Origin of the sequence: uncultured Bifidobacterium sp. (assembly GCF_959020145.1) — a bacterium.
Classification (GTDB): domain Bacteria; phylum Actinomycetota; class Actinomycetes; order Actinomycetales; family Bifidobacteriaceae; genus Bifidobacterium.
Genome location: NZ_CAUEQY010000005.1, coordinates 27,526 through 41,336, shown reverse-complemented (window position 1 = coordinate 41,336; position 13,811 = coordinate 27,526). Strand labels below are relative to the sequence as shown.

Below are 13,811 nucleotides of genomic sequence, written 5' to 3'. Positions count from 1 at the left end.
CTTAAGTGCACCTAGTACCTATACTGAACCCTGAAACGTAGTCGGCAGTAGGGCTCAGGGGTTCCGACTATCAGATGTGGAAGTACAGCTCGTACTCCAGCGGGGTCGGGGCCAGACGAGCCTGGTCGATCTCGCCGCGCTTGATGCTGATCCAGGTGTCGATCAGGTCGTCGGTGAAGACGTCGCCTGCGGTGAGGAAGTCGTGATCTTCCTCAAGGGCGTCCATGGCCTCAGCCAGAGAGCTCGGAACCTGCTTGATGCCAGCGTGCTCTTCCGGCGGCAGCTCGTACAGGTCCTTGTCGACCGGTGCCGGAGGTTCGATGTGGTTCAGGATGCCGTCCAGGCCTGCCATCAGCTGTGCGGAGAAGGCGAGGAACGGGTTGCAGGACGGATCCGGAGCGCGGAACTCGATACGCTTCGCAGCCGGGGAGGTGCCGGCCAGCGGAATACGGATGGCGGCGGAACGGTTACGAGCGGAGTATACCAGGTTGACCGGAGCCTCGAAGCCCGGAACCAGACGGTGGTAGGAGTTCAGGGACGGGTTGGTGAAGGCGAGCACGGAGGAGGAGTGCTTGATCAGGCCGCCGATGTACCAGCGGGCGAGGTCGGACAGACCACCGTAGTTCTTCTCATCGTAGAACAGTGGCTTGCCGTCCTTCCACAGGGACTGGTGGCAGTGCATGCCGGTGCCGTTGTCGCCTGCGATCGGCTTCGGCATGAAGGTGGCGGCCTTGCCGGCGAGAGCTGCGGTCTCGTGGACGACGTACTTGTACTTCATCAAATCATCGCCTGCGTGCTGCAGGGAGTTGAAGCGGTAGTTGATCTCCTGCTGGCCAGCGCCTGCCACCTCGTGGTGGGAACGCTCGAGAATCAGGCCGACCTTCTGCAGGTTGGCGACCATGTCGTCGCGCAGATCCTGGGTGTGGTCAATCGGCGGAACCGGGAAGTAGCCCTTCTTGACGCGATTCTTGAAACCGATGTTCGGGGTGCCGTCTTCCTCAACGTCAACGCCGGAGTTCCACGGAGCTTCGATGGAGTCGACCTCGTAGAAGGAGCGCTGCATGCTGTTCTCGAAGCGCACCTTGTCGAAGATGAAGAACTCGGCTTCCGGAGCGAAGGAAGCGGTGTCGGCGATGCCGGTGGACTTCAGGTAAGCCTCGGCCTTGCCGGCAACCTGACGCGGGTCGCGGGAGTACGGCTCGTCGGTCAGCGGGTCGACGATGGAGAATGCCACGTCGAGGGTCTTGTGCTTGCGGAACGGATCGATGAATGCGGTGGAAACGTCCGGCACCAGCTTCATATCGGACTCGTTGATGGCCTGGAAGCCTTCCACGGAAGAACCATCGAACGGCATGCCGTCGGTGAAGGCGTCCTTCAGGAATTCGCTTGCCGGCACGGTGAAGTGCTGCTGAACACCGATCAGATCGGTGAAGCGAACGGAGACATACTCAATGCCTTCCTTGTTGATAAGGGCCTCAGCATCAGCCTTGGTTTCAAGTGCAGTCACGGGACCGCTCCTTTCGAATAAGTTACTTACAGGCTCTTAGTCTATGGTCGCGCGTTTCGCTCACTCGCCATTTGGGTTACGAGAATGTTTCGTAATGACATATTCGAAATGCGATTTCGCGAAAAATGGGGATTCAAGTGTTACGAACGGTCGCGTCACGCCCTTCAGCGGCGTGTCAATTAATGGACACGTATGGCTTCGAATATAGGAAAAGCTCCAATCGCACGACGCGATTGGAGCTTTTTCAACGGAATAATGCGATTCCACCGTCAGCGGCCGCGCATGGCGCGACGGCTCACGCGCTGCGGATGCATCGGGTCGACGCCCTTCGGCACGCTCATGCCGTTCTTCAGCTGCAGGGTACGCAGGCGCTCGTTGAGCACCGTGAGCTCGGTCTTGGTGAGCACGAAACGAGTCCTCGGATGGATGGCGGCCATCAGCTTGTTCTTGTGATGGGTCGGCTGGTAGCTCTTGAACTTGAGCAGCGTCTTGCGCACGTCCTTGAGGCGGGTCTGGTTTGCGCCGGTGCCGACGTACATACGGTAGACCGGGATTTCGGAGCCGGCGGTCACGCCCTTGATGCGCTGCTCCTGACGATCCATGGCTCGCTTGACGCGATTGTAATCGCCTTCGCCCAGCAGATAGATGCCGTTGTAACCGGTACCGCGCCAGATGGCGTCCTTGGTCTTCGGGTCAATCCACACCGGTTCCTGGGGGAAGTTGAAGCCGGCCTTGCTGATGTTGCCGAGCACGCTTACTGCGGCACCGGGACGACCTTCGATCTTGGCGTAGCCGACCTTGTCGGCACGCTTGGTGAGCATCATGGTGGCGAACAGCACGCCCAGCATGACGGCAAGAATCATGAACAGGATCCAGCTGAACACATGCCACTTGAATATGACGCCCAGTACGACGAACACGACAATCGGTGCCACGAACACGCCACCGCACAGCCACGGAAGCGCCTTATCCTCAGCTTGGGTGTATTTGAAGATCTGGATGATCTGGCTGATGGTGCCTTGCTTCTTCTGCTTCTTTTTCTCTGCTTTATCTGCCATCGACTTCCTCGCTTGACGGTTCGGTTACACACACTGGGACGATAGTTTATCAGGAACCATGCCATTTATGGTGCGACTGCGCTATTCTACTCCGCCTATCTCGTATGCAGCGGGCGTCCGTCCGCTTTCAGCAACGCCTCACCGAGCGTCTCGCTGAACGTGGGATGCGGGTGGATGAGCCGTGCCGCATCGGCAAGCGGGACACGGTTGCCGACCAACTGTTCGGCTTCCGCTATCAAATCACTGGCTATTGGGCTGACGATGTGCACGCCCAACACCACCTGCATATCAGGATTGTTCGCAAACGCACCGCTGACGACGGTCATCGATCCGCCTTCCCCGCTCATCAGCATGCGCGCGTTGGACAGCATCGGGTATGCCGTCTCCTTCGGCTCGACCACGTCTTCGCGCGCTTTTGCCTGGTCGAGCGTCAATCCGACGCTTGCTGCTTCGGGGAAAGAGAACACCACCTGTGGCACGGTGTCGTCAAGCACGGGTTTTGGATCGGCTCCGGCGATTTTCTCAGCGATGGTGATGCCTTGTTCAAAGGCGCGGTGGGCCAGCGCATGACCTGGAGTGATGTCTCCCAGCGCCCACACGCCATCAAGGTTCGTCCGTCCGTATCCGTCGACGGTCACGTATCCTCGTTCGTCGAGCTTCAGGCCGCTGGAGCGGAACCAGTCGGCGTCGGTATTGGGCACACGTCCGATGGCGGCAAGCACCACTTCGCCGTAAGCGGTGCGGTCCTCATCGGAATCGCCCTGCCGATAGTGCACAGTGGCCCCTAGGTTCGCGCCAGTGTCGACACGGTCCACCGCGGTGCGTGCGATCACGTTCACTCCCCTGCGTTTCAGCTCACGTGTCAGCGTCATCGAAGCACGGCGTTCCCATGTGGACAGCACGCGGTCCTTACGAATCAGCAGTGTCACTTCGCAACCGGCGGCATTCCACAGCGACGCGAATTCCAATGCCACCGCACCCGCACCGATAATCACCGCGCTGGAGGGCAAGGTATTCAGCTCCAACGCCTGGGTGGAATCGATCAGCGCGCCGGCGAACGGATTTCCAGGCAACGCAAGCGGACGCGATCCGGTTGCCAACACGACGTCGTCGGCATCGATCGCAAGTTCCGTTTCAACCGGTTCGAACACGCCGGCTTCCACGGACCGCGATACCTGCGTCTCCCCCTCAGCCGGCGTGACACGTACTGTATGCGCGTTCTGCAATGCCGCGCAACCGCGGAATACGGTGACGCCGCGATGCGCCAGCAGGCCCGTCAGCCCTTTCGTCATCGTTTCCACGGTGGAGACGCGGAAATCACGTAATCTGCCGAAATCGATGCTCTGCAGCGTGGCGTTGATGCCCATGCGTTCGGCGTTATGGATGGTTTCGACGCTATGCACGGCGGTCAACAATGCCTTCGATGGGATGCATCCGCGGTTGAGGCATGTGCCACCGAGCGTACCGTCACGTTCGATCAACGCCACCGATTTGCCGAGTTCCGCGGCACGCAGTGCCGTAGAGTAACCGCCGGGGCCGGCTCCGATGATAGCGATGTCGAAATGCTGTTGAACCATATTGAATCCCAATTCGTTCCTCATTGATTCGTTTGCACGCACGTGAAGTGAGCTTTTGTTCGATGCGAGCAATCGTTTTCCATGGTAATGGAAAAGCCGTCAGTTGTTCGCTGACGGCTTGAAAAATCACCGGCGGTTCTCGATACCGATCACTCCGGCCAGTGTCCACGCTTCGGGTAACGAGGCTTCGGAAGCCTCCAACGGCGAATCTGGATGGCACGGCTCCACGCATAGGAGCCGGAACGCATGCCCTTGGCCACGGACTGCTCACCGAATTTCTCGATGAGCTTCTTCTTGAGCTTGTGCCACATGACCGCCACGTCGATAATCACGGCGAACAAGTAGACATACATGATCAGCATGAGCGGCAACGCCAATGCAGGCCACTTGTAGGTGACGACCATGGATCCGATCAGGATTATGAACGCGACCGGGATGAAGAACTCGCCCAGATTGAAGCGGGCATCGACGTAGTCACGGATGTAGATGCGCCACGGCAGACGTTCCGACTTCGGCATGTGGTTGATGTCGCCACTTTGCATGGCATCGTATTCGGCGTTCTCACGTTCGCGGATGCGGGCCTTGGCCGCCTTACGGCTGGCGTCGCGATCCTTGGGGACCAGCGGACGGAGATTCTGCGCCTGGGCGTCCTTGCGCTTCGGGGTCGGACGGCCCTTGCCGGAGGTCGGCTGTGCAGCCTTGCTCTCGACGTTCTCCTGCGCCGGTTCTTCCTTCTTGGTAAACAAACTCATGCCTATAGAGCGTAAGGTGACGTATCGACGCTCGATGCCGCCCGCGGTGCCGTCTGCGTTGCGGTTCAAGCTGCGATTCAAGCTGCGGTCGGACGGTCTGCAAAGAACGGATACAATGGACATTCGTCACACGATATTCAATCCGCGTAATATACACGCATATATAGGGAGCATCAAGGATTATGACAGCTTTAGGAGCCGAAGAGATCCGCACGCGCGTCGAATCTGATTTCAGCCGCATCGTCGACGTGTTGAACCAGAAGATCGCCTTGCAGTCGATTTCCGCGAAAGGCATCACCGCCGATCATATGAAGCGTTCCGCGCAATTCGTGGCGGACCTGCTGCGCGAGGTCGGCGTCGATACGAAGGTGGTGCAGTCGCACAACCCCGACGGCACGCCGGGCGCTTGGGAGGTCATCGGTTCCAAAAACGTCAGCGAGGATGCGCCGACGGTGCTGCTGTACGCGCACCATGACGTGCAGCCGGTGCCGGATCCGAGCGTATGGAACACCGACCCGTTCGTCGGCACTGAAATCGACACGCGTCTGTACGGCCGCGGAGCCGCGGACGACGGCGGTGGAATCGCCATTCATTCCGGTGCGCTGAAAGCGCTTGGAGACGATCTGAAGGTGAACATCAAGGTGTTCATCGAAGGCGAGGAGGAGATGGGTTCTCCGAGCTTCATTCCGTTCATCGAAGAGCACCGGGACGAGTTCGCTTCCGATGTGATCATTGTGGCCGATTCGGGCAACTGGTCCGCTGAGATTCCGTCGCTGACCACGTCGCTGCGTGGCAACACCGATATTGATGTGCATGTCAAGGCGTTGGAACATCCGGTGCATTCCGGCCAGTATGGCGGCCCGATTCTTGACGCGAACACGCTGGCTGCGATGTTGATTTCCTCCATGTACGACGCCAATGGCGATTTGGCCGTGCCGGGCGTTGCGTCCGAGGAACCGGTTGGCGGCCTGCAGCGTGATATGGACGAGGCGACTGTGCGCGCCGACGCGGGCATCGTCGAATCGTATCGTCTTGCCGGCACCGGTTCGCTCGCCGCGCGTCTGTGGACGAAGCCCAGCGTCACCGTCATCGGGTTCGACGCGCATCCGGTGGAAGGATCCTTCAACGTCATCTCTCCTGAAACCACGTTCCGTCTGAGCTTGCGCACCGCGCCGAACCAGCGCCCGGAAGAGGCCCAGGAGGCGTTGGCCAAGTTCATGGTGGAGCATGCGCCGTTCGGTGCCGAAGTGTGGGTCGACAAGCTCGACAACGGCATGGGCTGGGCCATGGATCCGAACGCTGAGGCCACCAAGGACGCCATGGACGCCATGGAGGAAGCGTTCGGTGTGGCTCCGGTCAACAAGGGCGAGGGTGGTTCCATCCCGTTCATTCCGGAATTGCAGCGCATCTTCCCGAAGGCGCAGGTGCTGGTCACCGGTCCGGAGGATCCGAAGGCCAACGCGCATAGCCCGAACGAGTCCATCAGCCTGCCGGCGTTGAAGAACAACGTCATCACCGAAGCGTTGCTGCTGGATAAGCTCGCCAAGTAAGAAGCCGTGTAAGGCTTGCCGAAATAGGATAAAGCTCTCTGTCATACGATTCCGATTGGAACGTATGACAGAGAGCTTTATCATTTAGCTGCCGATTGGGGAATCATCATCCATTAGTTGGACACGTTGCTGAATGCCCAATGCCAGTAGCCGGTGTAGTATGCGGTGGCCAACGCGATTGCCGGCACCGCGATGCAGATGGCGTAGAACAGCCAGTCGACCGCATGCAGTTTCGATTCGCGCGCTTGGCTTCGTGGCGCGTCGGATCCGAATCCGCGCGCTTCCATGGCGGTGGCGAGTTTCGTTCCACGTCGGATGGATACGACGAGCAGGCTGAATGCTTGCGAGAAGACGCGTTTGATGGTGCTGCCGTCGCCGAGGCCACGCGAGCGGCGTGACTGGCCGAGTGCACGCCAATCGTCCTGCAGCAGCGTGAACATGCGCATGCCGGCAAGGCCGCCGTATACGAAACGTTGCGGCAGGCGCAGAATCTGCACGAGTCCGTCGGCCAGATCGGTCGGGTCGAGTCCCAAAGCCAGAATCACACCCGGCACGGCGATTGCGGCGACACGTAGGAATGTGGCCAACGCCAGATAGAGCGATCCTTGGGAGATGACGATGATGCCGCCCAGATTGGCCAGCACCGTGCCGGATGTCTTGCCGTACAACGCCACGGAAACGAAGCTGCCTGTGGCCGCTATCCATACCGGCCATGTCTTGCGCAAGACCGTCCAGGGAGCCACTCCGCCGATCCATAACAATAGCATTTCCAAACCAAACGCCACGGATGCCGAAACGACATCGAGGGTGAAGAACATCGGAATGCACAGGATCAACGCACCGATGAAACGGCTTACCGGGTTGATTTTCGCCACGAACCATGACGGTGACGCCGGCTTCGTTTCGTTACGACGTTCCTTGTGTGGCACCACGGTAATGGTTTCGAGCTTTTCATTGCCGTCGCGCCCACTGTTTTTGTTGGTTTCGAGCATGTCACTCCCCCTCTCTGACCAAAATACGGCGTGCGCCCAGCGCTTCGATGAGCGGCTCATCGTGCGTAATCATGATGACCGCGCAACCTTGGTCGCGCGCACCGGCGATCAATTGGACCATGCTGGTCCACGTGGTGAAATCCTGTCCGAATGTCGGCTCGTCCATGACCAGCACTTTTGGCGCGGCAGCCAGCATGGACGCCACGGACAGTCTTCTTTTCTCACCGCCCGATAGGGTGAATGGATTCGCTTTGGCGAAGCGGGAAAGATTCAGGCGTTCCAACAGCCTGTCGGCGATGGAATACGCCTCCTCGTCGGTTTTGCCCATGGATTTGGGGCCGATGGCCACCTCGTCTCGCACGGTGGATGCGGCGAACTGGTGTTCCGGCTCTTGGAACACCATGCCGATACGTCCCAGCAAGTCGCGGCTTTTCCATGTGATCACATTGTTTTCGCGATGGGGAGGTACCAGATCGTCCGCCATGCATACACGTCCTGCTATCGGTTTGAGCAGTCCTGCGAGAGTGAGTCCGAGTGTGGATTTGCCCACGCCGTTTCTGCCGGTCAACGCGGTCACCTCACCGGAATGGAATTCGAGGTCGATATGCTCGCCGAGCGGGAAATCATAGCCGAAGCTCAGATCCCGCGTGTAAAGCACGACGTCCTGCGGTTGCCGGATTTGTTCCGGTTTGGGCGCGTGGCTTTCGATGGTGCGGCCCGGCACCCACGCACCGCCGTCGGCAAGCACCTGACCCATGTGGCCGAACACTTCGTCTGGAGTGCCGTCGGCGATTACGCCGCCGACGTTCGAATCGGCTTCGGGTTTGCCCAGCACGATGACGCGGTCGACCAGGTCGAGCCACACGTCGATATGATGTTCCACCACAACCAACGTCTCATGGGTTTGTTCGAGGACGTGGCGGACAGCGTCGTGCACTTCCTTGACACCGTCCGGGTCAAGGTTGGCGGTCGGTTCGTCAAGCAGCAGCAGGCCAGGGTGCATGGCCAGCACGCCCGCCAAGGCGAGGCGCTGACGTTGTCCGCCGGAAAGTCCTCGTGTGGAGCGGTCGAACGCCATGTAGTCGAGCCCGACGATGTCAAGGGCGGCTCGTGCCCGGTTCCAGATTTCATCTTTCGGCAGGTTCAGGTTCTCGCAGCCGAATGCGGTGTCGTCTCCGGCACGTTCGAGAATCGTCTGCGAGTCCGGGTCCTGAAGCACCAGCCCGCAACGTCCGCGCGCTTGTCTGGCGTCGACGCCGTCGATGAGCAGCTCGCCTTCCTGCTCGCCTTCGTCATCTCCACCGAGCACGCCGGCCAAACCGGACATCAGGGTTGATTTGCCTGCGCCGGAAGCGCCAAGCAACAGTACCCGCTCCCCCGGTTTGATGTCGAAGTCGACGTGTCGTAGCGCGAAATCCTTACGTGAGGCGTGTCTCCATCCCCAATCATGTGCGGTCACGCCGGCCGCTGTTGTGTTCTGAACGTCAGTGGTCATTCGTCGTTCTTTCTTCTGATTGTCATGCTGTTGTTTCGTATGCCGTTGTCATGCGATGCGCCATCACAAGAAAATCCCGCACCACCTTGATGTGATGCGGGATTTGCTTGCATCGGACAATCAGACCAGTTCCTGCGTACGACCGGATTCGAAGCGGTCGAGCACGCCGGTCTTGGCGATGGCCACCTGCAGGAGGTACATCACCGCGCCGGCGAGCACCGCGCCGGAAATGGCGGAGGCGATCAGGTAGATGCTGACGCGTAGCGCGCTCCAAGCCGGATTGGTAAGCCAGTAGTACAGGCCGCAGCCGACGCCTGCAAGTGCGCCGGAGATCGTGGTGGACAGCAGGTCCCACTTCTTATAGGCGAAGATGGCAAGACCGATTTCGGCGCCGAGGCCCTGCACGATGCCGACGATCAGCGAGCCGCCGACGCCCCACTGGTTGCCCATGGTGAGTTCGAGCGCGGCCGCGAGGGTTTCCGCGAACAGTGCGGCTCCAGGCTTGCGCACGATGATGGCGGCCAGAGGGCCTGCGAACAGCCAGAAAGCGTTAAGCAGGCCTTCGAAGCCTGGAGTCACCGCCTCGAAGAGGGCCAGCGGCGCGGTGCAGACGATGTCCCAGCCCCAGAAGATCACGCCGGATGCGACGGCGATGATGGCTGCGACGACGATATCGACCACGCGCCACTTGTTGTTGTGTTTGCGAACTGCGGAAGACTGGTTTTCTTCAGTCATGGGATATGTGCCTTTCTCTTTTCGTCAAGGCACGGGAAATAGAGAGACGTCCGTGCGCCGGCATTACCCGGTATACGTTCATACGGTTGAAGCGGTTGCTTCCTCTCAGCCATTCGGCCCCCGTGTCTGCGCCTGATATTACACAGGACCCACGATTTACGTCGGTTTTGTCTCATAACGGATTCCGTATTCCGTGGCTGAGTCGCATTCCGATGTGTTGTTTTGGAGGAACGCTCCAACCGTATGGTGATTTTATTGAGGCAGTCTCATCAGCGATTCGGCAAGATTCTTGAATGTTTCTCCGATACCGTCCGACCGCAACGCGCCCTCTTTGGTCAGGACTGCGGGCCGGCCTGCTTCGCCGGTTTCGCGCAGTTCAGGCTCCAATGGGAGTTGTGCGAGCAGTGGCACTTCATAGCCGAGGCTGTGGGTCAGCTGTTCGGATACGCGTGCGCCGCCACCTTCGCCGAAGATACGTAGCTTCTCGCCTTTGTGCTCGTAGTAGCTCATGTTCTCCACGACGCCGCGAACTTTCATCGGCACCTGCAATGCCACCAGGCCGGATCGTACCGCGATGTCGGAGGCGGATGGCTGCGGTGTGGTGACCACCACCAGTTCGGCGTTCGGCAGTGCCTGTGCCACGGAAATCGCCATGTCGCCGGTGCCGGGCGCCAGGTCGAGCAGCAATACGTCCGGCTCGCCCCACCATACGTCGGATAGGAATTGTTCCAAGGAGCGTTGCAGTCTTGGACCACGCCATAGGATGGCTCTGTCCGCGCCGGCGAACATGCCGATGGAGATCAGTTTCACACCCCATGCGGTGACGGGCATGAGCATGCCGTTGAGGTTCGTGGGCTGTGATTGCACGCCGAATAGCCTAGGCAGCGAGAAACCGTAGATGTCGGCGTCGATGGCGGCGGTATCGTAGCCGAGCGCCGCGAATGTGGCTGCCAGATTGGCGGTGACAGACGATTTGCCCACGCCGCCTTTGCCGGAGGCGATGGCGAAGATGCGGGTTTTGATGCCGGGTTTGTTGAACGGGTTCTGTTTACGTTCCGCTTTGAGGCCGGCCACCAGCTGGGTGAGTTTGTCTTGGCTCATGGAGCCGACTTCGATGCTGGGAATCAACGTGGCATCAGGATAGGAGGCGACCGCGCCGTTGATCTGGTTGGTGATGGTCTGCGACAGCGGACAGCCTTCCACGGTCAGTTCGACCCGCACCCGTACGTCGTACGTGTTGGTTTCGCCTGCCACTGGCGTGGCGTCAATGGCTGCGATCATGCCCAAGTCGGTGACGGACCTGCCCAGTTCGGGGTCAATCACTTTGCTTAGCCGTTCGTAGATGCGCGCTTCGATGGTGTGCTCGTCGCTCATGCTTCCTCCTTATGCCGCGTACCACAGTAGCGGTTCGCGGCACGGCTTGCCAGATGGTGTGGCGATTATTCAACTGTTCCTGTGTCGAGCAGCTGTTTGAATTGGTCTTCGTTGAGCATGGGGATGCCCAGTTCCTCGGCTTTTGCGGCTTTTGAGCCGGCATTCTCGCCTACGACGACCCAATCGGTTTTCTTGCTGACGGATCCTGCGGCTTTGCCTCCGCGCAGAACGATGGCCTCTTTGGCGGAATCGCGGGAGAATCCTTCCAACGAGCCGGTGACCACGACCGTTTTGCCTGCCAATGTCTGTGGTAGTCCGCTGGCTTGGGCTTGTCCGACTCCTACGCCGGCGGCCTTCCATGCGTCAAGCACGGCACCGCGCCAATTGCCCGGCTCACGGGCCGCGGTGAACCATGTGACTACGGATTCCGCAATTTCCGGACCAATACCGTCGATTTGGGACAATTCGTCCACGCTGGCATGTTCGATGGCATCCAACGTACCGAACGCGCTGGCGATGGTGCGTGCGGTGGGCGGTCCGAGCCTGCGGATGGACAGGGCCACCAGAACGCGCCACAGGTCGGCATGGCGGGCTTTGTCCATTTCGTCGAGCATCTTGCGGGTGTTTTCCGCCGGACGAATGTACACCGGCTGCACGCTGGACGTGCCTCCACGGGATACCTTGATTTCCTCGCGGATCACCACGGCGTCATCCGGCACCACGTATTGCGGATATTCCGCGGTCTCGTCGATGTCGGCTTCCTTGCGTTTGCGGGCGGCGGTAGGCGCGGTCCAGAATGCGGGCACCTGATGCCATAATCCGGATCCGCCCACACGTTTGCGCACTTTCTTGATCTTGCCGTTTGACCCGACGGTCTCGTGGATTTCGATGATTGGGGCCTCGCGCCAGACGCGCACATCCTTGAGGTCTGCGGACGTCAACGAGAACAGCCCGGCCTCGCTGGACAGCACAGGTGTCTGCATGGGCGGCAGTTCCAGTCCTGCCACCGGCTCGTACGGTTCAGGCTCCTCACCGGGTTTCACCACGATTTCGGTGATGTTCGGCGCATACGTGTCGATGGAATCGGGCCTGTCCTCTTCGGGATTCGTCAGCGCAATGGCTGATTGGTCGCCCAGATGTTCGATATCGAACGCCTTACGGGACGCCAGATTGATGATCCGCTCGGTCAGCTGCGCCGGGCAGGATTCCACGTTCGGGCAGCGTATATCTTTGTCTCCCTCTTTGGCGGGAGCGAGTTCCGCGCCGCAGCTCGGGCAACGCGTGGGCATCACGAACCGGCGGATCTGGCCCTCACGTCCCTTGCGTCGCTCCAGCACCGGACCGACGAGCTCGGGAATCACGTCTCCCGCCTTGCGCACCACCACGGTGTCGCCGATGAGCACGCCTTTGCGTTCCACTTCAAAGGGGTTGTGCAGCGTGGTACGGGATACTGTGGAACCGGCCACGTACACGGGTTTCAACACCGCCACCGGAGTCACACGTCCGGTGCGCCCCACCTGCACAGTGATGTCAAGCAGCTCGGTATTGACTTCTTCCGGTGGATATTTGTAGGCGATGGCCCAGCGCGGCGCACGCGATGTGGCACCAAGGGAACGCTGCAATCCCAAATCGTCGACCTTCACGACGATGCCGTCAAGCGCGTGTTCGATGTCGCCTCGGTGTTCGCCGTAATAGTCGATCATGTCGAGGATTTCCTTGAACGACGTGACCTCACGGTTGTGCGGAGAGACGGGCACACCCCATTTCTTATACAATTCGTAGGCTTCGGATTGGTCGTTGACCACATCATGGCCGTTGCCGGCGTGCCCCGCACCCCAACGCAGCGATCCGATGCCGTGCGCGTAGAAGCTCAGGCGACGGGTTGCGGTGATACGCGGATCCTTCTGTCTCAGACTACCTGCGGCCGCGTTGCGGGGATTGGCGAATGGCGCGCGACCGGCGTCCTCGTTCTCGGCGTTCAGCTTGTTGAAATCGTCCCATCGCATGAACACTTCGCCGCGAATCTCCACGAATTCGGGAATGTCTTCCTCCGGTCCGGCAAGGTTCTGCGGAATGGTGGAGATGGTGCGCACGTTGAGAGTGATGTCCTCGCCGGTCACGCCATCGCCTCTGGTCAGACCCTGTTCAAGCACGCCGTTGCGGTAGATGAGGTTCAGCGCAAGACCGTCGATTTTCACCTCGCAGGTCATGGGCAGTGGCTTCGATTCGGGCCAATCCAATCCCCTGAGCACGCCGTCGTACCATTCGCGCAGCTCCTCGATGGAGAACACGTCATCGAGGCTCATCATGCGCGATGGATGACGTACGGAAGCGAAGTCGTTGGAGAACGTGCCGCCCACGCGATGGGTCGGTGACTGCGGTGAGTCAAGTGATGGGAACTGCGCCTCAAGCGATTGCAGGCAGCGCAATCTTGCGTCATATGCCGCGTCGGATGAGACGGGGGCATCGTCGATATAGTATGCGATCTGGTCTGATTCCACCCATGCGGCCACGCGCGCCCACAGCCTGGCCGCGGCCTCGGCGCTCATCGAAGCCACATCAACCTTGTCGAGGCGCATGGCGTCGGCATCGGTCGGCTGCAACGCGGCAATCCAACGTTCGCTGCCCGGAGTCAGCGAAGCCAGCCCCTCATCGGCCACGACGGCCGCGGAACTACCGTCGCTCTCCGGCGCGTCGAAATCCCATGCCAACTGTTCGGAATCATCACGATTCGTCATTGTCACCGCTTTCCCATCATTTCCGCCATGCCG

10 protein-coding genes and 1 riboswitch are annotated in these 13,811 nt (G+C 59.9%); of the genes, 1 reads left to right on the top strand and 9 read right to left on the bottom strand.

The window, feature by feature from the left end; all coding sequences use genetic code 11:
* Positions 1–70: 70 nt before the first annotated feature.
* The 4 genes from glnA to Q5H33_RS02970 form a co-directional block, all read right to left on the bottom strand.
* On the bottom strand, positions 71–1,507 hold the full coding sequence (gene glnA / locus Q5H33_RS02985) for a type I glutamate--ammonia ligase (RefSeq protein WP_302422960.1): 1,437 nt from the start codon (positions 1,505–1,507) through the stop codon (positions 71–73).
* 269 nt (positions 1,508–1,776) lie between these two features.
* Positions 1,777–2,565: a DUF4191 domain-containing protein gene (locus Q5H33_RS02980; protein WP_003810317.1), complete on the bottom strand. Its 789-nt coding sequence runs from the start codon at positions 2,563–2,565 to the stop codon at positions 1,777–1,779.
* 95 nt (positions 2,566–2,660) lie between these two features.
* A complete protein-coding gene (locus tag Q5H33_RS02975; RefSeq protein ID WP_033499877.1) occupies positions 2,661–4,142 on the bottom strand; it encodes an FAD-dependent oxidoreductase in 1,482 nt (493 codons plus the stop codon).
* Positions 4,143–4,291: 149 nt separating this feature from the next.
* Positions 4,292–4,894: a DUF3043 domain-containing protein gene (locus tag Q5H33_RS02970; RefSeq protein WP_034984602.1), complete on the bottom strand. Its 603-nt coding sequence runs from the start codon at positions 4,892–4,894 to the stop codon at positions 4,292–4,294.
* A 182-nt stretch (positions 4,895–5,076) separates the two neighbouring features.
* On the opposite strand from Q5H33_RS02970, the gene Q5H33_RS02965 reads away from it, so the two are divergent.
* Positions 5,077–6,444, top strand: a complete 1,368-nt coding sequence (locus Q5H33_RS02965) for a dipeptidase (protein ID WP_085381938.1) — start codon at positions 5,077–5,079, stop codon at positions 6,442–6,444.
* A 113-nt stretch (positions 6,445–6,557) separates the two neighbouring features.
* Here Q5H33_RS02965 and Q5H33_RS02960 read toward each other — a convergent pair whose 3' ends face one another.
* From Q5H33_RS02960 to ligA, 5 genes are all read right to left on the bottom strand, one after another.
* On the bottom strand, positions 6,558–7,436 hold the full coding sequence (locus Q5H33_RS02960; protein WP_003810327.1) for an energy-coupling factor transporter transmembrane protein EcfT: 879 nt from the start codon (positions 7,434–7,436) through the stop codon (positions 6,558–6,560).
* 1 nt (position 7,437) lies between these two features.
* Positions 7,438–8,931, bottom strand: a complete 1,494-nt coding sequence (locus tag Q5H33_RS02955) for an ABC transporter ATP-binding protein (protein WP_042990635.1) — start codon at positions 8,929–8,931, stop codon at positions 7,438–7,440.
* A 120-nt stretch (positions 8,932–9,051) separates the two neighbouring features.
* Entirely contained in the window at positions 9,052–9,666 is a 615-nt protein-coding gene (locus Q5H33_RS02950; RefSeq protein ID WP_003810333.1) for an ECF transporter S component, read from the bottom strand.
* Positions 9,667–9,697: 31 nt separating this feature from the next.
* Positions 9,698–9,800, bottom strand: a riboswitch (TPP riboswitch).
* Positions 9,801–9,918: 118 nt separating this feature from the next.
* A complete protein-coding gene (locus Q5H33_RS02945; protein WP_033499830.1) occupies positions 9,919–11,040 on the bottom strand; it encodes an Mrp/NBP35 family ATP-binding protein in 1,122 nt (373 codons plus the stop codon).
* A gap of 65 nt (positions 11,041–11,105) precedes the next feature.
* Positions 11,106–13,778 carry an NAD-dependent DNA ligase LigA gene (ligA, locus tag Q5H33_RS02940; RefSeq protein WP_003810335.1) on the bottom strand — a complete coding sequence of 891 codons (2,673 nt, stop codon included), beginning with the start codon at positions 13,776–13,778 and terminating at the stop codon, positions 11,106–11,108.
* Between the last annotated feature and the right edge of the window lie 33 nt (positions 13,779–13,811).